Annotated in this window: 18 protein-coding genes; 14 read left to right on the top strand and 4 right to left on the bottom strand. The window is 54.9% G+C overall.

Annotation, left to right across the window (positions count from 1 at the left end):
- Positions 1-19: 19 nt before the first annotated feature.
- Positions 20-532, top strand: coding sequence for a DUF192 domain-containing protein (locus G0Q06_RS08915; RefSeq protein WP_163964654.1), 513 nt, complete (start codon positions 20-22; stop codon positions 530-532).
- 12 nt (positions 533-544) lie between these two features.
- On the opposite strand, the gene G0Q06_RS08910 is transcribed toward G0Q06_RS08915, so the two are convergent.
- Both G0Q06_RS08910 and G0Q06_RS08905 read right to left on the bottom strand, forming a co-directional pair.
- Positions 545-1,828, bottom strand: coding sequence for an aminotransferase-like domain-containing protein (locus tag G0Q06_RS08910; RefSeq protein WP_163964650.1), 1,284 nt, complete (start codon positions 1,826-1,828; stop codon positions 545-547).
- Positions 1,829-1,841: 13 nt separating this feature from the next.
- Positions 1,842-2,297 carry a DUF5069 domain-containing protein gene (locus tag G0Q06_RS08905; RefSeq protein ID WP_163964647.1) on the bottom strand — a complete coding sequence of 152 codons (456 nt, stop codon included), beginning with the start codon at positions 2,295-2,297 and terminating at the stop codon, positions 1,842-1,844.
- Between the two features lie 106 nt (positions 2,298-2,403).
- Here G0Q06_RS08905 and G0Q06_RS08900 point away from each other — a divergent pair, with 106 nt between their 5' ends.
- Complete coding sequence (locus G0Q06_RS08900) at positions 2,404-4,152, top strand: ABC transporter ATP-binding protein (RefSeq protein ID WP_163964642.1); 1,749 nt, start codon at positions 2,404-2,406, stop codon at positions 4,150-4,152.
- Between the two features lie 15 nt (positions 4,153-4,167).
- Here the strand turns inward: G0Q06_RS08900 and G0Q06_RS08895 are convergent, their stop codons facing one another.
- A complete protein-coding gene (locus tag G0Q06_RS08895; protein ID WP_163964639.1) occupies positions 4,168-5,997 on the bottom strand; it encodes a bifunctional lysophospholipid acyltransferase family protein/GNAT family N-acetyltransferase in 1,830 nt (609 codons plus the stop codon).
- 127 nt (positions 5,998-6,124) lie between these two features.
- Entirely contained in the window at positions 6,125-7,705 is a 1,581-nt protein-coding gene (cimA, locus tag G0Q06_RS08890; RefSeq protein WP_163964636.1) for a citramalate synthase, read from the bottom strand.
- Between the two features lie 91 nt (positions 7,706-7,796).
- Here cimA and astB point away from each other — a divergent pair, with 91 nt between their 5' ends.
- The 12 genes from astB (at position 7,797) to G0Q06_RS08830 (ending at position 25,033) form a co-directional block, all read left to right on the top strand.
- Positions 7,797-9,146: an N-succinylarginine dihydrolase gene (gene astB / locus G0Q06_RS08885; RefSeq protein ID WP_163964633.1), complete on the top strand. Its 1,350-nt coding sequence runs from the start codon at positions 7,797-7,799 to the stop codon at positions 9,144-9,146.
- Positions 9,147-9,199: 53 nt separating this feature from the next.
- A complete protein-coding gene (locus G0Q06_RS08880; RefSeq protein ID WP_163964629.1) occupies positions 9,200-9,955 on the top strand; it encodes a Nif3-like dinuclear metal center hexameric protein in 756 nt (251 codons plus the stop codon).
- 235 nt (positions 9,956-10,190) lie between these two features.
- A complete protein-coding gene (rpsO, locus tag G0Q06_RS08875) occupies positions 10,191-10,460 on the top strand; it encodes a 30S ribosomal protein S15 (protein WP_163964611.1) in 270 nt (89 codons plus the stop codon).
- A gap of 193 nt (positions 10,461-10,653) precedes the next feature.
- Positions 10,654-12,957, top strand: a complete 2,304-nt coding sequence (gene pnp / locus G0Q06_RS08870; protein WP_163964607.1) for a polyribonucleotide nucleotidyltransferase — start codon at positions 10,654-10,656, stop codon at positions 12,955-12,957.
- A 133-nt stretch (positions 12,958-13,090) separates the two neighbouring features.
- A complete protein-coding gene (locus G0Q06_RS08865; protein WP_163964604.1) occupies positions 13,091-13,657 on the top strand; it encodes an anthranilate synthase component II in 567 nt (188 codons plus the stop codon).
- A 161-nt stretch (positions 13,658-13,818) separates the two neighbouring features.
- Positions 13,819-16,305, top strand: coding sequence for a DNA topoisomerase (ATP-hydrolyzing) subunit B (gene gyrB, locus G0Q06_RS08860; RefSeq protein WP_163964601.1), 2,487 nt, complete (start codon positions 13,819-13,821; stop codon positions 16,303-16,305).
- A 33-nt stretch (positions 16,306-16,338) separates the two neighbouring features.
- A complete protein-coding gene (gene gyrA / locus G0Q06_RS08855; RefSeq protein WP_163964599.1) occupies positions 16,339-18,765 on the top strand; it encodes a DNA gyrase subunit A in 2,427 nt (808 codons plus the stop codon).
- Positions 18,766-18,833: 68 nt separating this feature from the next.
- Positions 18,834-20,189 carry a Trk system potassium transporter TrkA gene (gene trkA, locus G0Q06_RS08850; protein ID WP_163964596.1) on the top strand — a complete coding sequence of 452 codons (1,356 nt, stop codon included), beginning with the start codon at positions 18,834-18,836 and terminating at the stop codon, positions 20,187-20,189.
- Between the two features lie 32 nt (positions 20,190-20,221).
- A complete protein-coding gene (locus tag G0Q06_RS08845; protein ID WP_163964593.1) occupies positions 20,222-21,697 on the top strand; it encodes a TrkH family potassium uptake protein in 1,476 nt (491 codons plus the stop codon).
- Positions 21,698-21,770: 73 nt separating this feature from the next.
- A complete protein-coding gene (locus G0Q06_RS08840; protein WP_163964590.1) occupies positions 21,771-22,787 on the top strand; it encodes an ABC transporter ATP-binding protein in 1,017 nt (338 codons plus the stop codon).
- Positions 22,787-23,551 (top strand): ABC transporter permease, encoded by a 765-nt coding sequence (locus tag G0Q06_RS08835; protein WP_163964589.1) that lies wholly within the window; start codon positions 22,787-22,789, stop codon positions 23,549-23,551. Before G0Q06_RS08840 ends, G0Q06_RS08835 begins: the two co-directional genes overlap by 1 nt.
- Before the next feature lie 6 nt (positions 23,552-23,557).
- Entirely contained in the window at positions 23,558-25,033 is a 1,476-nt protein-coding gene (locus G0Q06_RS08830; RefSeq protein ID WP_163964586.1) for a GldG family protein, read from the top strand.
- Positions 25,034-25,036 lie beyond the last annotated feature (3 nt).

Here is a 25,036-nt window from a genome sequence, read left to right as displayed (position 1 = left end):
TGTCTAGTTAATTCAATCCATGCGCAAGCTGTTCTGCCTGATCCTCCCCATGTTTTTTCTTTTTGCCGGCTGCCAGAAGGAAGCCGATACATCCGTCGATCCACTCGGACCGGAAGCTTGGATTGCCCTTAAAGTAGGTGATGTCACCCTCGAGGCACAAATTGTCCTGACACAGGCTGAACAGCGCAAAGGACTCATGTACCGGGATAGCCTCGGGGAAAACCGGGGAATGCTCTTTCCTTACGACTCACCCCGGCAACTCGCCTTCTGGATGGCCAATACGCGGATTCCCCTCGATATCGGTTTTTTTGATGAGACGGGCTTGCTCTGTGAGGTGCACCGCATGGTCCCTTTTGATACGACCAGAACAGTCTCAAGAGGCAAGGACTTGCAATACGCGCTCGAAATGAACTCCGGCTGGTTTGCCCGTAATGGGCTCTTCCCAGGAGTTCGCATGGATATGGAACTGCTTGCCGAGGCTTTGCGCAGCAGGGGCAAGGAGCCTGCTGAACCGGGAATCACAAGGCAGTAAAGCGCACCTGTTTCAACCCTTTTCCGCCGCAAGAGCAGCCTCACAAAAGCGACGCGCTGCTTCCGGGATCAGGGCACTTTCCAGTGCGCCAAAACTCAACCGCACATGGCCATGCGGGCTTCCTTCGGCGAAGCAAAGATCGCCCGGGACATACAGAATCTCCTTTTCGAGGCAAATCCGATGGAACGCCGATCCGATGCGCGTATCGGTTCCTTCCGGGCCACGGGCCCAGAGAAGGAGGCCGCCCCGCGGCTGTTGCCACGACCAGCCTGCATCCCGAAATCCGTGTTCCTCAAGTGCGCTTTCAAGCAAGTCACGCTTCTTCATGTAGGCCTGCCGGATATGTGACAAGTGGGCCGAATAAGCACCGGAGCTCAAAACATACTCAAGAATGGCCTGCGGAAAATGAGCGGTCCCGAAATCCTGATGGCCCTTGATGCTTGCCACAGTATCCAGACACTCCCGGTCGCGACTGACGATGAACCCCACTTTCATTCCCGTCGCGAAGGGTTTTGTGAAAGTCCCGGCGTAAATGACCGGATAGTCATCCCACTCGCTCATCGCGAGGAGGCTCCTGGCTGGAAAGGGTTCCTCAAAGTACAGTTCCCGATAGGCCATGTCCTCGATGACCGGAATCGGTCGCTCAAGGGCGTGAAGGACACCTGCCAGTGCTGCCTTCTCAGACTCGTCAATGCAGCGTGTCGAGGGGTTTGCATAAGCCCCCATGAGATAAACCAGTTTAACCCGATCGAAAATTCCATCGGCCTTGTAGGTGTCAATCAGCGCCTGCAGGCCATCGGCATCAATACGGCCCTCGGCATCCATGGGAATGGATACTGCCTTCACCCCAAGTCCCTTCAGTAATTCCAAAAAAACAAAGTAGCTGGGGCTTTCGACAAGAACGATGTCGCCGGGATCACACAGCATCTGCACAAGAATATACAAGCCCTGCTGGGATCCATTGGTGATCAGAATGTTTTCCGGAGACAAACTTAGAGACGCTTCACCCGGATAGGTCTTCAGGAGATCGATGACACAATTCCGCAAGCCCGGACGTCCACGGTTCATGCCGTATTGAAAGTGGGCTTTCTTCTCGGTGCCCGCCAAGTGGGCGACTGCCTCCCCGACAAGCTCCTGTGGGAGAAGGCCATTATCCGTAAACCCGGCGGCCAGTGACAGCATTTCAGGCTGGGCCAGCTTGGCGGCCATCAGCCTTGTGATGACTGAATCTATTCCCCTTGCGCAACTTCCCAACGTGGAAAAGGAAAGCCTGCTTTCCGGCCTCTCAACACTCATAGTCAACGTCCTATCAGGAAATACGGCCTTCGTCAAAATCGATCATGTCGGCGAAAGAAATCAGGTCTTCACGATCACCCGCCCCCATCTTTTCCTTGGCCTGTTGAAGGGCCTCCCGGCCCATCTCGCTCATTCCCTTCTGCACGAGTTCGCGATTCCACTTGGCGGCCCGGACATCAGCCGGAAAAAGCTCCAGCAGGCGCCGATCCAGCTCCGCATCATCGTCTCCCGCCTCCTTTACGATTCCGACAACGGCCTCCGGGTCCACTCCCAGATGCAGGCAGAGAAAACGGTCAAACCCGCGGCAGAAATTACGCTGGTAAGAGGCTGGCAACTCACCTTTCAAATCTTTCCGGATTTTCGCAACAAAGCGGGGCAGGTGTAGCAGCCCGGTTGCGGCATGCGGCAGGTAGGCGGAAGGTAAATCGCGGCAGATGGCTCCCGTAGGACCAAGGTCTTCATTGCTCATATCTGCGAAAGTGTCCGATTATTCCCCCTTGTAAAGCGTCGAAGCAAAGTGGCATTTCCAAATGCGTTTTGACAAACACTGTATACAGGAAGACCTTCCCCTAACCATGAAAGTCATTTGGCGAGTATCCCAATACCTTTTCCGCTACCCGGCCCTTTTTACAATGGTTCAGGTCCTGGCAGTCGGGATGACCCTGCTCGCCATCGCCATCCCAAAATTCATCGAGAACATTCTCACAAAGATCCAGGATCAGGGAGCCGCCGGCACGCTGGTCAGCGGTATTGTGGGCATTATCCTGCTCTACCTCGGTAGCGAAATCCTCAACGGCCTGCGGATTATCTGCAATAACACCCTCGAACAAAAGGTCCTTTTTGACATGCGCCGCGACCTCCACCAGAAGCTGCTGATTCTTCCGGTTTCTTTCTATGATGCGCGTAAATCAGGTGAAATTTCCTCCCGTGTCATTGAGGATGTCATGGCTGTCGAGCGGGCCCTGCTGGATGGAACCGAAATGGGCGGTCGCGCATTGGTCATGATCATCGGGGTCTCCATCATGCTCTTCCTGACCAATCCCGTTCTCGCCTGGTTTGTATTCCTACCGGTACCGATCCTTATTGTCCTGGGCATTTTCTACTCACGCGGCTCGCGCAAGGTCTGGAAGCATGTCCGGGAGTCCGCAGGGGACCTCAACAGTCTCCTTGTGGAGGACATCCAGGGCAACCGGCTGATCCAGACCTTCGGGCTGCAGAAAAGGGAGGGGCAACGCTTCGACACCAAGGCCTCCCTGCTCCGGACCCGGACTTTGAAGGCCATGTTCCGCTGGGCCGCCTACAATCCCAGTACCACATTCATGACCAACCTTGGAATTGTTTCCGTCATCGGCTTCGGTGGATGGATGATTCTCAATGGAAACTCGGAGTTTGGATTTCCTCAGCTGGTGGCCTTTCTCATGTACGCCAACATGCTCTACATGCCGATCGGCCAGCTCCATGGGATCAATCATATGCTCGCCGCCGGTAAGGCCTCGGGGGATCGTGTCTTTGAAATTCTTGACGCCGAGGTCGAGGTGGAGACTCCGGCCAACCCGGAACCATTCCCGGAAGGAGCCCTCCATATCCGCTTTGATCAGGTTTCCTTCAAATATCCCGGACGGCCGGAAGTACTTTCCAATTTCAATCTGGAGTTGCCATCCGGAAAGGTCACGGCACTCGTGGGCCACACCGGCGCAGGCAAGAGCACAGTCGCCAACCTGACGATGCGGACTTATGATGTCACGAGCGGGAATGTCACCGTAAATGGAATTGATATCCGCCAACTGAACCTGGAGGATATCCATTCAAAGGTTGGTCATGTTGCCCAGGATCCATTCCTGTTCGAGGGTTCTGTCCGCGATAACCTTCTGCTGGCCTGCCCCGAGGCAAGCGAAGAGGATATCAAAGCCGCCCTTGACGGAGCTTGCGCTCTGGAGTTTGTCCTGAAGCTGCCCGAAGGGCTGGATACGAATATCGGTGAAAAGGGAATTCGCCTATCGCAAGGCGAGAAGCAGCGCCTGACAATCGCCCGCGTGCTTCTCAAGAATCCTCCATTCGTGATCCTTGATGAAGCAACTGCCAGCGTTGACACGATCACCGAGCGTCTCATCCAGCAAGCCCTCGAAAACCTTACCGCAGACCGCACGGTCCTTATCATTGCCCACCGTCTCTCGACAGTCCGGAAGGCGGACCAGATCGTCTGCATGCGCGAGGGTGAAATCATTGAACTTGGCACACATGATGAGCTCCTGTCACAGGATGGCCATTATGCGCGCCTCTGGAGCTATCAGAACGACCTTATCCCCGAGTCAGCTTCCTTGTAGTCTATTTTCACTACATTAAGGGAGGCTTGATATCGACTGGCGGTGATGCTCATAAAACCGCTCTGCACCGTCCTTGCCCATGTAGCGTTCAAGCGTCTTCATGGAGGTCCGCCTCAGGTCGATCAGGATCAAGCCATCGAGGCTGTCATTAAAGGCCGGGTCCACATTGAAGCTCAACATGGTTGCATTCAACTTCAGGTACTGCCGTAGCAATACCGGCACCCCGCGCTCTTCCCGCTCAATTTCGGAAATCAATGCTGAGACATCCTCGATATCACGCACTGAGCGCTTGAATGATCGACGATCAAGTGAGCCCAGATTGCGCGAGCGGGTGGGATGCCGGGCCTTTACCTTCGAGGCAAGGACAGGGTCCAAAGCATGTTCCCGCAAATAGGTCACCATGAGATTCTTCGAGAGGCCCTTGTAATCGTTGCTGATACTGACCGGCCCGAAGAGATGACAATGATCCGGGTGTTGCACGACAAACTGCCCGATCCCCTTCCAGAGCAAACCCAGCGACAATGGTTTGCGCTGGTACTTTTCGACGACAAAGGAACGACCCAACTCAATCGCCGGATCCAGCGATTGGATAAGCTTCGTCTTGAAGCGGAAAAGGGTCGATGTATAGAGCCCCCGCTTGCCTTTGACCGGCAGGATTTCATTCGTCAGGCCGAGACGGTAGGCTCCAAGCAGCTCATATTCTTCCCTGTTCCAGACAAAGAGGTGCCAGTAATCATCGTCAAACTTGTCGAGGTCCCGCGGCGTACCAGTCCCCTCCCCGACCGCACGGAAAGTGATCTCGCGCAAACGGCCAATCTCAAGGAGGATGTTGGGGATATCATTTGCCTGTGCGGCGTAAACCGCAAACGGTCCATGCTCGAGCAATAAGGCGCTTTTCTTAAGACTCTCTATCTCCTGGATCAGCAGTTCCGGGGGTTGGGGATCGACAATGGGTTCACCGCTATGCGCCTTACGGGCATCCGAGGTGAATTTTGTCTTCTTTGCCACTTCACGGTTTTGCAGGATGTATGTCCGCAAGCGCAGGAAATCCATCACTTCACGGTTATTCCCGAAGTGTTGTAGGCGCTTCGCCGAGATAGGATTCCCGATCCGGACTTCGACCCGCCGTTGCGCCGCGTTCACCATCTCCCGCGGAAGCATCAGGGTGCGAAGAAACGGATGAATCAAACCGGCTAACTGGAAGATGTCGCTGTTACGGCCGGGAAAATAAACCGGGACAATTGTTGCACCGGTTTTTAAAATGATGGGGACCAGGTTCTCCGCCCAGAGCGGATCAGTGACCCGTTTTGAACCCCACTTGAGATGCGAAACGGTCCCTGATGGAAAGGTCGCCATGGCGTGTCCTTCCCTTAACCATTTAAGGGTCTGCTTGAGCCCTTTGAAGTTGCCCCTTGTCGCGTCGGGTGTCCCAAACGGGTTGACGTAAAAACACCGGCCACCCATGTGGTCAATCCTGTCCAGGAGTGAATTGGCCAGCAAACGACTGTCCGGCCGGATCCGGTCGAGGAGCGATCCCAATACAAGACCGTCAACTCCTCCATAGGGGTGGTTGGCCAGAAGAAACACCGGTCCCTCGGAGGGGATTCTTGAAAGATCCTTCTCACTGATGTCATAGACCACGCCCAAGGCTTCAAGTCCATGGTCATAGAAAGAAATTGCCGGATCCTCCTTCCGCAACTCCAGCAACTTCCGGTAAGTGACATTGGTTTTATGCGTCCGCAAGAGTGGCTCCAAAATCCATTGGGCACATCCAAGAAACGCGCGCACTAGCCGGTTGCTGGAAAGCTCCCGAAAATCAATGACTTTTGCCTGGGATGGATTCATGCCTGTCTTGAGCACATAAAAAACTGCACAAGTCAGCCATGACCGCCAGTCCAATCAAAGGCAAGCCGTGTCTGATTACGTCAAACCCAGGTCAAGATGTGACAAATCCGTCACGGTTCAAACGGCTCTATCGTTCAAGCAGCTTATATCGGTAGGAATCACGCAGAGCCTGCCAGCTAGCCTCAATGATATTGGGATTAGCCCCGCAGGTCCACCAGGTCTTTTCCCCGTCACCGGAAAGCATCAGCACCTGGACCACCGAATCCGTCCCCAGACCGGTTTGCAGGATCCGTACCTTGTAGTCGATCAACTGGACATTCCGCAGTTCAGGGAAATGAGCCCCGAATGCCAGACGCATGGCATGATCCAATGCGCCCACAGGACCGGTCGACTCGGCAACGGTAATCTTAATGTCTTCTTCCCCCTCGACGCGTATCTTCACAACCGCCTCGGAAATGTTCTCGTGGTTGTCCCGCACCACTTCGGAGATGGTCCGGTAACTGACCAGCTTGAAATTATCCGTTGTGCCGTGGAAGTGGCGACTGAGCAAAACCTGAAAACTGGCATCCGCGTTTTCGTATTCGTACCCCCGCGCCTCGCGTTCCTTGAGCCGTTTAATGAAGGACCGCATTTCCGAAGACTTCGGATCCACCTCTATTCCCAATTCACCAGCTTTCATGGCCACACTGCTGCCACCCGCCATGTCGGAAAGAAGAATCCGTTGGCGATTCCCGACCAACTCGGGTTCAATGTGTTCGTAGCTGCGGGAAACTTTTTGGGCTGCATTGGCATGCACCCCACCCTTGTGGGCGAAAGCACTCCGCCCAATGTAGGGAGCCTTGGAGTCAGGTACGAGGTTGGCCAACTTGTCGATTGAATGGGCCAGACGGGAAAGCTTTTCCAGGTTTTGCTCAGCGGCAAAATGGTATCCAAGTTTAAAGCACAAACTCGGCATCACTGTAGTGAGATTGGCATTACCCACGCGCTCACCGTATCCGTTCTGCGTACCCTGTACCATGCGTGCCCCGGCTTCCACACCGGCAAGGGAAAGAGCCACCCCGATGCCACAATCGTTATGGCAATGCATGCCCACCGGCACTGGTGACACTTCCTCAACAGCCTGCTTCACGACGCCCTGCAACCAAGTGACCTGGGAACCCCCGTTGGTGTCGCATAGGACAACCCAGTCAGCACCGCCTTTTGCGGCCGCCTTCAAGGTCTTGAGGGCGTATTCCGGATTGTCCTTGAACCCATCGAAAAAGTGTTCCGCGTCGTAGATAACCTCGCGCCCAGCCTCCTTCAGGAAGCGGACCGAGTCCTCGATCATGGCAAGGTTCTCCTCCGGTGTGGTCCGGAGCACTTCGGTCACGTGAAGCAGCCAGGTCTTGCCGAAAATCGTCACAACCGGAGTCTCCGCCTCCAGCAGGGTCGCCAGCTGGGGATCATCTTCAGCTTTCAAGTTGGCACGGCGTGTCGACCCGAAGGCCGTGATTTTGGCATGTTTGAAAGTCTTCTTCTTCGCCAGGTCGAAGAAAACCATGTCACGCGGGTTCGAGCCGGGCCAGCCGCCCTCAATGTAATCAATCCCAAATGAATCGAGCTTCTCGGCGACCAGAATCTTGTCTTCCGCAGAGAAGGATATCCCCTCGCCTTGCGTTCCGTCCCGCAAAGTCGTGTCGTAGATCAGGATTGAATCCGCGTCTTTCATCACTCCGGTGTTTGCCCTTTAGCGCTTTTGGTCAACGTAAAATCGCTTTGCACTTCCCTTCCCGGGTGAATCCGGGCATCCTGATTCGTTAATGGAAACCCGCGAGTTCAACTTTGATGGCCTGGTCGGACCCACCCATAACTACGCCGGCCTTTCTCATGGAAATATCGCCTCGGAATCAAACAAGGCGGCCACATCCAATCCCCGCCAAGCCGCCCTGCAAGGACTGGAAAAGGCCGCTGATCTCGCCCGTCGGGGATTCCCTCAGGCTGTTCTGCCGCCACATGAACGCCCATCCATAACAGCCCTTCAGAGCTGGGGATTCACGGGCTCAAATGATGCCCGCATTCTCGAAAAGGCGGCCCGGGAGTCGCCTGCCCTCCTTCGTGCAGCCAGTTCGGCCTCCGCAATGTGGACCGCCAACGCCTGTACAATGGCACCTTCCAGTGACACCGCGGACGGACGCGCACACTTCACCCCAGCCAACCTGAGCGGCAACCTGCACCGGTCGATCGAGGCAGGCTTCACGGAGACGCTGCTGAAGGCGATTTTCAAGGACCCAGACCATTTTCAGGTCCACCCGCCGCTCGCAGGCGGAGAAGCCATGGCCGACGAAGGAGCCGCCAATCACACCCGGCTTTCCTGCAGACCTTCGGGAAAGGGCCTCCATCTGTTCGTCTATGGACGGAGCGCATTGGACTCGACTATTGCTGCTCCCTCGAGGTTTCCCGCCCGTCAAACCCTCGAAAGCTGGCAGGCGATCGCCCGGCTACATGCCTTGGAATCCGAGCAGACTCTTTTCCTGCAACAGTCCCCGAAGGCTATTGATGCCGGGGTCTTCCACAATGATGTCATTTCCGTCGGCAGCGGCCGCGCATTCCTTTATCATGAAGAGGCTTTCGCCAAGGAGCAGGCCATTGACAATTTGAAGCGCTCCTTTGAGCACCTTAGCGGTGAACCGCTCCAGCTCATCCCAGTCAGCGCCTCGCAGGTCTCCCTGAAGGAATCGGTCAAGACCTACCTTTTCAATAGTCAGCTGCTACAGAAGCCCGACCAAAGCTTTCTCCTCGTCATGCCCGCCGAGTGCCAGGAGAGCCCTGTGGTTAAAGCCCTTTGCAGCGCATGGCTCGACGACCCGGCATGCCCGATTTCCGAACTGCTCTCCTTCGACCTGAAGGAAAGCATGCGAAATGGAGGCGGTCCAGCATGCCTCCGGCAGCGAATCCTCCTCAATGAAGCGGAAGAGGCAGCACTGGCCGGACGATTGATTCTCGATGATGCCCTGTACAATGACCTCCTCAAGTGGATTAACCGCCATTACCGCACCGAGCTCCACCCGGGAGATCTGGCGGATCCCCTGCTTCTGGAGGAATCGAGACAGGCCCTCAATGAGTTGACGCGTATTCTCGAGCTCCCGCCAATATATCCCTTTCAACAGTAAATTGCCTGATCCCGGCCTTGCCGGTTCCCTTTTCATTTAACACACTCAACCTCATGCCCAGCTTATCCGAGATTGTCACCGCGTGCGACCAAGTCACCAACCGCTCCTCCATCCAGGACTTTCCCGGGGCCAATAACGGCCTGCAGATCGAAAATAACGGGGAAGTCACGAAAATCGGGGCCGCCGTTGATGCGGGAATAGTTCCCTTTGAGAAGGCCATAGAGGCAGGAGTGGACTTCCTGATCGTTCACCACGGCCTTTTCTGGAATACCCCGGAACGCTACACCGATGTCCTTTACCGGAAGCTGAAATTGGCCATGGATCACAATCTGGCCGTCTACAGCTCGCACCTCCCACTCGATGCACATCAGGAAATCGGCAACAACCGGCTTCTTGCCAAGGCCATCGGATTGGAGCCCGAAGACTGGTTTCTTCCCTTCGAAGGTACGCCTATTGCCTTGCTGGCCAAGGCCCCCGAAAGCCGGGATGTCCTGAAAACCCGACTTCAAGAGGAATTCAAAGATGGCATGACTGCGCTGGAATTCGGAAGCCAGTCCCCAAAACGCGTTGCTATTCTCACTGGTTCCGGGCGCAGCGCCCTTTCCTGCCTTCGTGAAAACGATACCGACACCCTTATCACAGGCGAATTGAGACAGGAGCACTTCAATCTGGCCCAGGAAGAGCGATTTAACCTCTACCTTTGCGGGCATTACGCCACCGAACGCTATGGAGTCACCGCCCTTGCCGGGCAAATGGCCTCCAAGTTCCAGATTCCCTCCCATTTTATCCAGACATCTTGTCCCCTCTGATTGCTGATCCCCGGTTTTACTGACCCGGCCGCTCGTCCAGAGTCCCTCATCTTTTCTACTTGCAAAATCAAACGGGATCACCACCTTCCTCCCTTTCCGCGTCAAGAGGGCGGGTGAAAGCCCCTCCTCCGCGACCAGTCCCGCATCCGCGGGCCATAGACGGTAGGATTGGCTCCGGCGAGTCCTTCGAGTCCTCACAAGAGGGTTCCAGTGGTCGTGAAACTCACAATAATAAATGGCTAAATCACCACTCGATAAATCATCCGTCATCTCGGATTTCAAAGTACACGACTCGGACACAGGCTCCCCTGAGGTCCAGATTGCCTTGCTCACGCAGCGCGTCACTCACCTGACGGAGCACTTGCGGACTCATCGCAAGGATTTCCACAGCCGCCGCGGTCTGATCGCCATGACCAGCCGTCGTCGCAAACTTCTCGATTATGTCAAACGCCATGATCTTGAGAAGTACAAGGAATTGCTTGAACGCTTGAAGCTCCGCCGCTAAGTTGGGCTTTCCTGCTCTTTCCGGGCAGTTTCATACATTTACCGGTTCTCCATTCCACGGCTGCAAGCTGTAGGAAGTCCGCCTGCCCGGTACAGCCAGGCAGGCGAGCTTCCTAAACTCAGCTGGTCTTGGAGAACTACCATACAGGATACGCATCCGCGTATCTACCGTTCATACATAAAGTCAAAGATACATGCTGAAACAGAAATACTCCGTTACCGTAGAAGAATACGGTATCACCATTGAAACAGGAAGTGTGGCCAAGCAGGCCAACGGCGCCGTGACGATCCAGTCCGGAGAAACAACCGTTTTTGTGGCTGCCACCGCAGCCGCGAAAATCCGTGAAGGACAGGACTGGTTTCCACTCACCGTCGATTACCGCGAAAAATTCGCGGCCGCAGGCCGGATCCCCGGTGGCTTCTTCAAACGCGAGGGTCGTCCTTCTGAAAAGGAAATCCTCACTTCACGCCTGACGGACCGCCCATTGCGTCCGCTCTTTCCAAAAGGGTTTTTCAATGAAGTCCAGGTGCAGGGAATCCTCCTCACCGCCGACCTCATCAACGAACCGGATGTTCTTCTTGTGAACGGTGCCTCGGCGGCGCTGGTTTGCTCGGATATTCCATGGAATGGCCCGATTGCCTGTATCCGCCTTGGACTCATTGATGATGAATTCGTCGTCAACCCGACCCACGAACAGCAATACGAATCCGAGCTGGATCTCATCTACGTCGGAAACGAAAATGAAATGATGATGATCGAAGGCTCTGCCGAAGAGCTGCCGGACGACAAGTTTGTCGAAGCCCTGGAATATGCCCAGAAGGCAATCCAGCCCATCATCAAGGCACAGAAGGAACTCGCCAAGATGGTCGGCAAGACCAAGAAAACCTTCGACCTCTTCGTCGTGACGGATGAAAACCTCGACTTCGCCCGCAAAATCGTCGGCAAGAAAATGGCAGAGGCCGTCTTCAAGGAAGAAAAGGCCGCCCGTCAGGATGCTGTCGACGCCCTCAAGAAGGAAGTCGAAGAAAAGATGGCTGAGCGCGATGGAGACGACTATGACTCCAACCAAGTCATGCTCGCCTTCGAGGTCCTCCAAGAGGAAATCTACCGCGAAAACATTCTTGAATCCGGCAAGCGTGCTGATGGCCGCAGCCCATCGGACCTCCGCGATATTGAGTGCCATGTTGGCCTCTACCCGCGAGTCCATGGATCCGCTCTTTTCCAACGCGGAGAAACCCAGGGAATGGTCTTCACCACTCTCGGCTCACGCTCGGATTCACAGAGCATGGACGGGTTGACTGGTGGTCCTCGCGAAAAGAGCTTCCTCCTGCATTACAACTTCCCGAATTTCTCGGTCGGTGAAACAGGCCGCATCATGGGCCCGGGCCGACGCGAAATTGGCCATGGTGCCCTTGCTGAGCGCTCCCTCCTGCCGGTCCTTCCGGCCGAGGACGAGTTCCCCTACACGGTCCGTCTGGTTTCGGAAATCATGGAATCAAACGGTTCCACCTCCATGGCTTCAGTCTGTGGCGGGTGCCTGTCCCTGATGGATGCCGGTGTGCCGATCAGCGATATGGTCGCAGGGATTTCCGTTGGACTTGTCACCAAGACCGACAAGGATGGCAAGATTGCCAAGCACGTGCTCCTCTCCGACATCATTGGCGCGGAAGACCACTTCGGCGATATGGACTTCAAAATCTGCGGTACCAAGAACGGGATCACCGGATTCCAGTTGGACCTGAAGATTAACGGCCTTCCCCACGAGATTGCCAAGGAATCCATTGTCCGTAACCGCGAACTCCGGGAAATGATCCTCGAAGCCATGAAGTCGACTATCGACAAGCCGCGTGAGGAACTGAGTCCGTACGCCCCGCGTATCGAGACCATTGAAATTGATCCGGAGAAAATCGGCTTCATCATTGGCCCTGGCGGCAAAACCATCCGCCGGATCTGCGAAGTTTCCGGTGCCGAAGTGGACATCCACGATGACAACTCCGGTAAGATCAGCGTTTATGCAACCAGCGGCGAGTCCATGGATCGCGCCCTCGACGAAATCAAGGCCCTCACGGCCGAGATCGAGGAAGGTAAGCTCTACCACGGTACTGTCCGCGGCGTGAAGGACTTCGGTGCCTTTGTCGAATGTCTTCCCGGAAAGGAAGGCCTCGTGCACGTTTCCGAACTGGCCGATTTCCGTGTCAATTATGTCGACGACGTCTGCGCCATGGGCGACCTCATGTGGGTCAAGTGTATCGGTATTGACGAAAAGGGCCGCGTGCGCCTGAGCCGTACCGCCGCACTTGCCGAACGCAATGGTGAAGGCGATGAGATCAGCGAGAAAGTCGCGGCAGCCAAGGAAAAGGCTGAGTCCTCACCACAGGAACCGCGCCGCAGTGATCGCGGCGACCGGGGTGATCGCGGTGACCGGGGCGGTGACCGCCCACGCCGCCGCCAGGATGACCGTCGTCGCGCTCCCCGCAGGAAGCGCGAAGAGGACTAGGAATAAATTTCCCAACAAACCCACACCCGAAGCCCGGCCGGTCCCTCCAAATACCCGGCCGGGCTTCTTTTTGTCCGCTTCCCGCGCCTGTGGCATTGACCAGTGCCCTCCTTTCCCCAAATTAACTCGGATCATGCTTCTCGTCATCGATAACTTCGATTCCTTCACCTTCAACCTCGTCCAGTACTTCGGGGAGCTGGGAATTGAGCAAAAGGTACTCCGGAATAATGAGATTACCGGCGAGGAAGCACTGGCCATGAAACCCGACAGACTCCTCCTCTCGCCCGGTCCCTGCAGCCCCAGCGAGGCAGGCAACAGCCTCCAGATCCTCGATGCGTTTGTTGGTTCTGATATTCCCATATTCGGGGTCTGCCTGGGTCACCAATGCATCGGCCAGCATTTCGGCGGCAAGGTCATCCGCGCAGACCGCCTCATGCATGGCAAGACCTCCCCCATCCATCATCGAAACACGGACCTTTTCCAAAATGTCCCCCAGGATTTTGAAGCCACCCGCTATCATTCCCTGATCGTTGAGAAAGCCTCCTTTCCAGACTGTCTGGAAATCACCGCAGAAACCCGGGAAGGCGAAATAATGGGTCTTCGACACAAGGATTTGCCGATCTACGGGGTCCAGTTTCACCCGGAGTCCATGGCAACGCAGAATGGCATGAAAATCCTCCAGAATTTCCTCACACTTTGAGCGTTTGGAGCCCCTTTTAAAAGGGGCTTTTTTTTGGCCCGAAAACCCTGTTTTTCTCTTGCCCTTCCCCCGCTCTTTCGGCCTTAATGAACAGGGTCTGAGAGGGCGCCGCAACGGGGCCCTCCCTCTTTTTTTGAAATTTTGTAATTCCTTAATAATCAATGGCTAAGAGCAGCAACAATCCGGAGGTCTACGATGCCTCAAAAATTGAAAAACTGGAAGGCTTGGACGGGGTCCGCAAACGCCCCGACATGTACATCGGTGACACCAACGAAAGGGGCCTCCATCACTGCGTTTTTGAGATCGTCGACAACTCCATTGACGAAGCCCTTGCAGGGTATTGCAAAAACATCCGCGTGACCCTCCATTCTGAAGGATCGATCTCCGTGGAAGACGACGGGCGTGGCATCCCTGTTGACATGCACGCGAAGCATAAAATGCCAGCGCTGGAACTTGTCATGACCAACCTCCACGCGGGCGGCAAATTCGGCAAGGGCGCTTACCAAGTCTCCGGGGGTCTCCACGGTGTCGGAGCAAAGTGCGTAAATGCCGTTTCGGAATGGTTTGAAGTGGAAGTCAGCCGCGAGGAAAAGGTTCATCACATGGCCTTCAGTCGCGGCAAGACCACCGAAAAGATGAGTGTCATCGGCAAGACAAAGAAGACTGGCACAAAGATCAGCTGGCTCCCTGATCCGGAGATTTTTCTCACAACGCGGGAATTCAAATACGATTTGCTGGCAAAGCGCCTTCGCGAACTGGCCTTCCTCAATCCGGGAATTGAAATCACCCTTGAGGATCAGCGCTCCAACCGAAAGGAGAGCTTCATCTTCAAGGACGGGATCTCCGAGTATGTCCTCTTCCTGAACCGTGGCAAAACGGTGGTTAATCCGAAGCCTATCTCCTTTTCCGGGGATGCCCTCGCTGACGAAACCCAGACCGCAAAGACCGTTGTCGATATCGCCCTGCAATACAACGACAGCTACAACGACCAGATTTACGCCTACGCCAACTCGATCCATAACATCGAGGGCGGAACACACTTGAGCGGTTTCCGGACCGCCCTTACACGGGTTATCAACACCTACGCCAAACAGAACAATATCGTTAAGGAAAAGGATCCGAATATTTCCGGCGATGATGTGCGGGAGGGCCTCACCGCGGTCATTTCCGTGAAGGTCCCCGAGCCGCGCTTCGAAGGACAGACCAAGACCAAGCTCTCCAATGGTGAAGTGGACGGCATCGTTCAGAAAATTGTCGGCGAGAAGCTTAAATACGAATTTGAAACAAACCCCAGCCTGGCGAAAAAGATCATCGACAAGGCATTGAATGCTGCCCGGGCAAGGGATGCTGCGCGCAAGGCCCGGGAAACGGTCCGCAAGAGCGTGATGTCTTCCGGTGGCTTGCCGGGCAAGCTGGCCGACTGTTCGGAAAAGGATCCGACCCTCTGTGAGATCTTCATTGTCGAGGGTGATTCTGCTGGCGGTTCCGCCAAACAGGGGCGTGACCGACGCTACCAGGCCATCCTTCCCATCCGTGGAAAGCTGATCAATGTCGAGAAAGCTCGCATTGATAAGGTGCTGAATAACAATGAAATACGTACGATCATCACCGCCATGGGAACCGGGATCGGCGACCATGAAGGCGATGGGGCTTTCGATGCGCAAAAGGCGCGCTACCACCGTGTAATCATCATGTGTGATGCTGACGTTGACGGTGCCCACATTTCCACCCTTCTGCTGACATTCCTTTATCGGCAAATGCGCGGATTGATTGAAAGCGGCTATGTTTACCTGGCCCAGCCACCGCTGTACAAGATCAAGCGCAAGCGGCGCGAGCAGTACATCGACAATGATGAACAGCTGAACCGCATTCTTCTCGAACTCGGTGCCGAGGACGTGACCTTGGTCCGCCTGCGGGATGAGCATCGTTTTCCCTCAGCCAAAGTTGACCGCATTGTGGAATCCCTCGCCCGTCTCGAACTTCTGGGCAACGGCGTCACGCGCTACGGATGTTCGCTTGAAATGTTCCTGGATCAACACGACGGGGAAATCCTTCCAAAATACATCGTCCGTACCCGTACCGGGAACGAGGAAACCTTCCGTTTTCTCAAGAACGAGGAGGAACGCGTTTCCTTCATTGCCGAGGAAGGCATCGAGGATGCCTTTGCCGAGGTTATCGTTCGGCAGGTTGAGCACAATGGCCGCACCGTGAACCAGCGCTTGAGCATCCATGAGATTTTCGAGGCCGCCGCCATGACAAAAATCCTCAGGGAGCACATCCGCATGGGCCTCGATGTGAAGACTTGGACGCCCGGCGAGGAAGTCCGTTACCATATCGTGGAAAACATTGATAACCCGGAAAAGGAAAACCGGGTTGAGCTGTTCTCCATTCTCGAGCTGCTCGGTAAGATCCGGGAAATGGGACGCCGCGGGCTCCATATCCAACGATACAAGGGCCTCGGTGAAATGAATCCGAAGCAACTCTACGAGACGACAATGAATCCCGAGACACGTCGGCTCTTGCAGATCAATATTAATGACGCCGCCAAGGCAGAGCAGACCTTCACCATGCTGATGGGAGACGATGTGCCTTCCCGGCGTGCCTTCATTGAGGACAACGCTCTCAATACGTCCAATCTCGACATTTAATCCTTTCCGCATTCACCCACGCGAGTTCGCGCAATGTATACCGAAAAAGAAAATCTTACGCAGTCCAACATCACCGACGTGATGGAACGAGCCTACATCGATTACTCGATGTCGGTCATTATCAGCCGGGCCCTGCCGGATGCACGCGATGGCTTGAAGCCAGTCCAGCGGCGCATCCTTTACTCGATGCTCCGTCAAGGACTGATCCACAACCGCAGCTTCGACAAGTGCGCCGCGGTCGTCGGGGAAGTGCTCGGAAAGTATCACCCGCATGGGGATGCCTCCGTTTATGACACCCTTGTGCGCATGGCGCAAAAATGGGTCATGCGGGTACCACTTGTGGATCCACAGGGGAATTTTGGTTCAATCGACGGGGATCCGCCTGCGGCCTACCGGTATACAGAGTGTCGTCTGACTTCGGCTGCCGAAGAGCTCATCCGCCAGATCGATGAGAACACGGTCGACTTTGTCCCCAACTACAAGGAGGACACCACCGAACCGAGTGTCCTTCCGGCGGCGCTTCCAAGCCTGCTCATGAACGGGTCGACGGGGATTGCAGTCGGGATGACAACCAACATCCCGCCACACAACCTCGGTGAACTGATCGACGGAGCCTGTGCGCTCATCGATAACCCGAATCTGGACATTGAAGACCTGGCCAAAATCATCCAGGGACCAGATTTTCCAACCGGCGGCTCCATTCTCGGGAGCGAAGGTATCCATAAATACATACGCACCGGTCGCGGCATTGTGCGCATGCGCGGCACGATCCACACGGAAGAACTCAAGCAGGGCAAGGAACAGCTCGTTATCACGGAAATCCCCTACAACGTGAACCGGGCCAACCTCGTTACCAAGATTGCCGAGCTTGTCCAGGGCAAGGTCATCGAAGGCATCAGCGATCTCCGCGATGAGTCCGACGAGAATACCCGTATTGTCATCGAGTTGAAGCGTGGCGAAATCCCGCGCGTGACGGTTAATAAACTTTTCAAGCACACGCCTCTGGAATCCTCCTTCGGTGTCATCATGCTGGCCCTTGTTGACCGGCGCCCGAAGGAAATGAACATGAAGGAAATGCTCGAGGTCTACATCGAGCATCGCCGTGAAGTCATTCGCCGCCGGACTGAATTCCGGCGCGCAAAGGCAGAGGCCCGGGCACACATTCTCGAAGGTCTCAAGATCGCCCTCGATAATCTGGACGACTTTGTCCGTATCATCCGGGCAAGCCGCAACCGTGACGAAGCCAAGATCCGCCTGATGGAGAAGTATCCTCTCTCCATCAAGCAGACGGATGCTATCCTCGACATGCGACTCTACCAGCTGACCGGCCTTGAACGCGAAAAAATCGAGGCGGAGTATCTTGAACTCATCAAGCTGATCCAGGAACTGACGGAAATTCTCGAGAACGAGGACCGCCTGCTCGGCGTGATCAAGGATGAACTCTCCGAGATGCGGGACAAATACGCCACTCCGCGCGGGACCCAGATCCTTCCAGCAGAAGGTGAATTCCGTATGGAGGACCTCATTGTCAATGAAGGGTGCTGCATCACTGTCTCCCACAAGGGATTCATCAAGCGCACTCCTGTCAGCAGTTTCCGCTCACAACGACGAGGCGGAAAAGGTGTTATCGGCGCAGGCTCTCATGATGAGGATTTTGTCGAGCATCTCTTCACTGCCAGCACGCACGACTACATGATGTTTTTCATGACAAACGGGCGCGTCTATGTGGAGAAGGTTTTTGATATCCCGGAAGGCACGCGTATCTCCAAGGGACGCAGTATTGTGAACGTGCTCGAGCTCCAGAAGGACGAGCGAATTGCCGCCATGATTCCCGTGAAGGAATTTGATGAAAGCCAGCATCTTGTCATGGCGACCCGCAAAGGCATCATCAAGAAAACCAACCTCAGCGCATACAAGAATTTCCGGCGCGGGGGCATCATTGGGATCAACATTGATGACGAAGACAAACTCATCGGCGTCAAACTGACCAACGGTGAGGACGAGCTCTGCATGATCACGCGCAAAGGGATGTCGATTCGTTTCAAGGAGACAGACCTGCGTGATCAGGGCCGGGCAACACGTGGTGTCAAAGGCATCCGACTCAAGGGCAAGGATGACTGCTTGGTCACAATTGAGGTCGTCAACAACAACGCGACTCTCCTTATCGCCGGTGAAAACGGCCAGGGCAAGCGGACGGCTTTTGATCAATACCGCACCCAGGGCCGCGGTGGAAGCGGCATCATTGCAATGCGGACAGACGGCGTTGCCGGTGCCTTGAGCGTCATGGAAGATGACGAGATCATGATGCTGACCAATGGCGGCCAGGCTGTCCGGACCCGTGTGAACGAGATACGGGTGATCGGCCGCACCACACAAGGAGTGCGATTGATCAACCTCGGCAAAAAAGACAAACTGATTGGGATCAACAAGATCGTTGAAATAGACGAAGACGAGGCTTGATGTGAGCCTTGGGAGCATCCCGTTAATTTCCTTCCTTTGAAGCAGATCCCTGCTAACCTCACCCAACAATGAAAGTGGTCATAATTGGCGTGGGCGAGGTTGGCGGACATCTTAGCCATGTACTGAGCAATGCTGGTCACGACGTCACTGTGATTGAACAGGACTCGGATATTGCCTCGCACATTGAGGAGGTGCACAACGTGCGGGTCATCCACGGGAGCGGCAGTAGCGCCGAAACGCTGAAGCGCGCCATCGCAGGCGGTTGTGACCATTTCATCGCGATGACAAGTCGGGATGAGACCAATCTTATTGCCTGTTCACTCGCCCGCGTTCTCGGGGCCAAGACTGTCATCAGCCGCATTCACGACCAGACCTTCACCGACATTTCACATGTCAATTACCCGTTGCACTTCGGGATTGACATGATGCTGAATCCCGAAGGCCTGTGTGCCGCCGAGTTGGCCAAGTCAATCCGCAATCCTGCCAGGATTGCTGTGGAAAATTTTGCCCGCGGCCAGATCGAGGCTCAACGCATCGAGGTCGACAAGCGTTCCAAGTTCCTCGGACAGCCCCTTCGGGAGATCAAGCTGCACCCGGAAGTCAAATTTGGATATTACCAGCGCGACGAGGAACAGGATATCCCCTCCGCTGATACAGTTCTTCAGGCGGGTGATCAAGTAACAGTTTTCGGGCCGCCCAACGAGTTGTACAAACTTCGCACAAAGCTTGATCCCAGCACCACCGGGAAAGAGGTCCGTGTAGTGATTTTTGGTGGCAGCGAAACAGCTGTCGCCCTTGTCCGGCTGCTCAGTAATCCTCGCTTCAAGGTGCGCGTCATCGAGCAGGATGAGGAAAAATGTCGCCGCCTCGCGGAACGCTTTCCACAGGTCACTTTCATCAATGGAGATGGCACCTCCCTGCGCCTTCTTGAGGAAGAGCAGATCGGTAACACGGATTTCTTCGTCGCCTCAACAAGTGATGACGAACGGAACGTAATGACCAGTGTGCAGGCAGCAAAGCTGGGTGCCAAGCATGTGCAGACGGTCATTAACAAATCCGATTACGAGGAGATGCTTCTCAACCTTAAATCGGCGCTTGAAATTGAGACGATAGTTTCCCCCCGGATCGTCACCGCAAACGAAGTCCTTCGCTATTTGTCGGAGGAACCCTTTTTCGAGCTCTTCAATTTCCCCGACCAGAAAGCCCGCATTCTTGAAATACAGGTAACCTCCAACAGCAAGTGCGCAGGCAAGGCTCTCAAGGAAATCCCCTGGCCCAAACATGCCGTCCTGGTGGCTCTCCTCCACAAATTCCAAGTCAAAGTCCCGGGTGCGGAAGACCGGATCCTCGCCGGCGACCGTGTCGTGGTGATCACAAGAGAGGAAAACATCAAGGACTTGCTCCAGCTTCTCCACGACAGCTGATCAGCCAACCCTCGATTTAAATTTCAAGCGGCATGAATTACGCAATCCTCTTCAAGCTACAGGGCTTTATCATGGGGGCCATCGCCTTCGCGTTTGCCCTGTCCCTTGGGATTGCCATGGTCTATGATACCCATTCCACGCACGAGCTGGCGGTCACTGGATTCGGGGTCAGCTTTCTCGTTGCGGCCTGTCTCTCGGGCGGATTTCTGCTTCTTGGCCGAACGGGTGACAATACCCTCTTTCGCAAGGAGGCCCTTGCCACAATTGGTACCGGATGGCTTCTGGCCAGTCTGGTTGGAGCCATTCCCTACTTCCTTATTTTACCCGATGTTTCATTTTCAGGGGCCTTTTTCGAGTCTGCTTCGGGGCTCACAACGACCGGGGCCTCCGTCCTCAGCGATCTGGAAACCCTTCCCCGAAGCCTGCATTTCTGGCGCGCCATCAGCCAGTGGATGGGCGGACTGGGAGTTGTGGTCTTTTTCGTGGCTGTCCTCTCCTTTCTGGGCGCGGGCGCCAAGGTCCTGTATTCGCGTGAATCCTCGGCCCAGGCCGCGGACCTGAATACCTCTCGGGTGCAAGACGGCGTTCTCCACCTGCTCTACCTCTACTTCGGTCTCTCAGTGATCTGCACAGTGGTTTATTGGATCTGCGGCCTGGGCTGGTTTGAAGCCATTATTCACATGTTCACGACCCTTAGCACAGGCGGCTTCAGCACCAGGTCCGGCAGCATTGCAGACTTCGCCAATCCCGCCCTGGAATGGGCCATTATCGTCTTCATGGCAATTGGAGGAACCAGTTTTCTGTTGATTATCGAACTCCTGCGCCGCAACTGGAAGGCCCTGAAAACTTCCACCGAATTCAAGGCATACGTTGTTCTTATCCTCTCATTTAGTCTGCTGATCTTCATCTTTCTTGTGACTCATTCGGGGGACAACCCGGATTCACACGGCCTGATCCGGGCGGCTACCTTCCAGGTGATTTCCATCATGACCACTACAGGCTTTGCCACTGTTGATTTTGACCTCTGGCTGCCGGTGACCCATATCCTCCTGCTGGCGCTCATGTTCATCGGTGGCTGCTCCGGCTCCACCGCCGGAGGGACCAAGGTCATCCGGTTCATAGTCGCCCTCAAGGTCTCCGGTCAGCATATTGAGAAAGCGTATCGTTCGAGAGTCGTTCGAGCACTCAAAGTGAACGGAAAAAGCCTCTCCCTTGGGGAACAAGAGTCCATCGTGGTCTATGTGGTGATCCTGTCCTTGATTGTCTTTTCCGGGACCGTCATTGTTTCCTTCCTGGAGCCCAACATGAGTTTTGAGGGAATAGTTTCAGCCATGGCTGCCTGCCTCTTCAATATTGGTCCGGGCTTTGCCGAAGTCGGACCATCCCACAATTTTGCCGGCCTGCATGCTTATTCACAAATTTTCCTGTCCTTTCTCATGATCATGGGGCGCCTTGAGCTCTTTGCCCTTCTGGTCCTATTTTCACCTTCCTTGTGGAAACGGTTTTGACGCATCCGGACAAGAGCCCACACTGCCACAAAGTTCCGAACGGATTCCCGTCCGGAACCGTCTTATAAATCTAATGCCTGAAAAGGAAACCAGCATCGTCGCAGACGGCCTGAGCAAAAGCTTTGGCGGGCATAAAGCCGTACGCAATTTGTCCTTTCGCATCGAAAAGGGTGAGATTGTCGGATTTCTCGGCCCGAATGGAGCCGGGAAAAGCACAACCCTGCGCATCCTGACCGGCATCTTGCCCGCTGATTCCGGATATCTCTCGGTTTGCGGCAAATCGGTACCCTACCACCCGGATGAAGTGAAGAATTTCATCGGATACATGCCCGAAAACAATCCCCTGCCCGAGCATATGCGGGTTATCGAATACCTGCGTTTCCGGGCCCAGATCAAAGGCATCCCCTTGCTTCGCCGGAAGGCAGCCATTGAGCGTGCCCTTGAAGTATGTGAGTTACACCGGAAGGCTCGCCGGAAAATCATCGGCAACCTTTCCAAGGGATTCCGCCAAAGAGTCGGCATCGCGGACGCAATACTGGCCTCTCCGGCGATCACTATCCTCGATGAACCGACCATCGGGCTGGATCCCCATCAAGTGATTGCGATCAGGCGCCTGCTTGCTAATTTGCGAGGCGAGACAACCGTCCTCTTTTCAAGCCATATCCTTTCCGAAGTGGAAATCACTTGCGACCGTGTCCTTATCCTGAATCAAGGCCGCCTCGTGGCACAAGGGACATCGGATGAGTTGCGGAAACAGTTCCTGCCCGGATCGAGGTATCGCCTTGAAGTATCGGGTGGACGGCAGGAGATCATGGATGCCTTGCGCAAACTCGGCGACTTATGGGAAATTCAAATCCATCCACAATCACAGGAGGACTCTTTTAGTGTTAACCTCGTGAATCCCAAGAACGGGCAGAATGGGGAAGGTATCCTCCGGCAGCTTATCCAGTCGGACAGGCTTGCCGTTCGCCAGTTTCAGGCGGTCCAGCCAAGTCTGGAAGACATTTTCCTCACAGCCACTCAGCGCAGCTGGGAACTCACTGGCGATGAAAACAAGGAAACGGGCGCACCATTCCCAACAGATTCCTGATGCTGAAACTCATTTATCTAATCCGGCATGAGCTGCGTAGCCTCTTCTACGCTCCAAGCACCTATCTCGCGATGGTGCTTTCCCTGCTCCTGATGGGCTTCTTTTATTACATCACACTCCTGACCGTCAGTGCCGAGGAGCAGGAGCAATTGCCAGCCACCCTGTATTTCAGCCTCTTCTGGGTCCCTGTGTTGCTGATTGTCCCGATGCTGACCATGCGCAGTTTCGCTGAGGAACGCCGGCTTGGGACCATTGAAACACTGCTCACAGCGCCTATCCGGCCGGCTCACCTTGTCACGGCAAAGTTCATCGCCGCGTACGGTTTTTATCTTCTCGTGTGGGTCATATCCTTCGCCTACCCGGTCATCACAAGTATGGTCGTCAATCAACCGGAAATCAGTGAGAAGCTACTCAATATCGGAGCCCTGCTCGGGGGATTTCTCTTCATCGCGGCTTCGGGCACCCTCTTTGTTGGTATCGGTATTTTCACAAGCAGTTTGACCCGCAGCCAACTGGTTGCCGGGATGCTTTCCTTCAGTATCTTATTCATGCTGATTGTCGGGGTGGCGTCCATCCGCCTTCTTCAATTTGACCCGGGAGATTCCTCTATCTTCTCGGATGCCGCGTTAACCTATTTCCAAGTATTCGACCACTTTGAGGATTTCAGCCGGGGAATTATAGATAGCCGTCCGTTTATCTATTATCTCTCCAGTTGCTTCGCTGTTCTTGGCTTAGCTGTCCTTGTCGTGGAATCCAAACGCTGATCCATCATGCGCCGCTGGGAATTATACCAATTTGCCAACCGTCTGAAGCAGGGTAACCACTGGCTTCAGATCCTCCTGATTTTCTCCCTGATCCTCGGGATGAACCACTTTGCCTTGAAGCATTTTGTCCGGTACGATCTGACACAAAACCACCGATACGCCTTGTCCCCCGAGTCAAAGGCCTATCTTTCGGAACTGCGGGAACCGGTGGAAATTGTTGTCACGATTCCTGCCGACTCTCCCCGTCAGGAGGAGCAAGTTCTTTACCGTTACGTGGAACAACTCCTCGCGGAATATGCTTATCAAAGCCGCCGCAATGGGGAATTTCTCATCTCTGTCAGGTTTGTTGATATATACAAGGATTTGGCCGAGGCGGATGCCTTGGCGAGAGAGTTTGGTCTCGATCAGGTCAACGCCATCCTTATCTACTCCGAAAACCGGAAACGCCTCGTCCGGGCGGATGAGATGGTCTCCTTCGTTGATCGAAAAGCCGTGGCATTCAAGGGAGAATCTGCCCTCACCGCTGCCATCATGGAGGTTTCCCAGGAAAAATCCCCTAAACTTTATTTCCTTACGGGACACCGGGAAGTAGCGCCCGACGACACCTCACCAAGGGGTGGCCTTTCCCAGATTGCCCGTGAACTGCAGTTGCGCAACTTCACCCTCGAACAGCTGGACCTGACGGCCGTGAGTGGCGTCCCCGAGGATACCGCCATCCTGCTGATCCCGGATCCCAAGGGCCCACTCCTGCCATCTGAGGTGGATAAGATCCGGACCTACCTGTTCGACAAGGCTGGACGGGTAATTCTGTGGACGCGGCCCGGTGTCGATACAGGCATGAAATCCTTGCTCCGGGAATGGGGCCTCCTCCTTCCAGACCAACTGGTTATTGAGCCTGATCCCGCCTACCGGGAATCGACCCAAAGCATCCTTATCCGGAATTTTGGGGAACATCCCATCACCAGCTCCCTTATCCAGAACCAGACTTACGTCATTACCGGTCTCAATCGCCCGGTCATTCCCGGCAACCCGCAACCAGCCGATGAACGGCTCCATTTTATCCCCTTGTTTGCCACCTCGAATACATCGTGGAGTGAATCCTCCTACCAGCAGGAAGAGGCCCCAACCTTCAATCCCGGACCGGACTTTTCAGGTCCTGTACCGGTCGCCGTCGCAACCGAAAGACGGGCCTCAAGTCAACTGGGCATCAAGGTTCAAGGCGGACGCCTGGTTGTCTTCGGTTCCCCGGACATATTTTCCAACCAGCGCATCTCCTCACTTGGAAATGTCTCTGTCTTGTTCAATACGATCAACTGGATGCTCGACCGGGACAAAATGCTGGTGATCCCTCCACGCCCGGTCGCCACCTATCAGCTTTCCCTCAGTCAGAACGATCTCAAAAAAATTGGCCTTATGTACCTGATTGTTCCCGGAGCTCTGGCCCTTTGTGGGCTTCTCATCTACTGGGTACGCAAATCCTGATTT

Origin of the sequence: Oceanipulchritudo coccoides, assembly GCF_010500615.1 — a bacterium.
Lineage (GTDB): Bacteria > Verrucomicrobiota > Verrucomicrobiia > Opitutales > Oceanipulchritudinaceae > Oceanipulchritudo > Oceanipulchritudo coccoides.
Note: the sequence above shows the minus strand (reverse complement) of the source record. Positions and strands in the feature narration are given on the sequence as shown.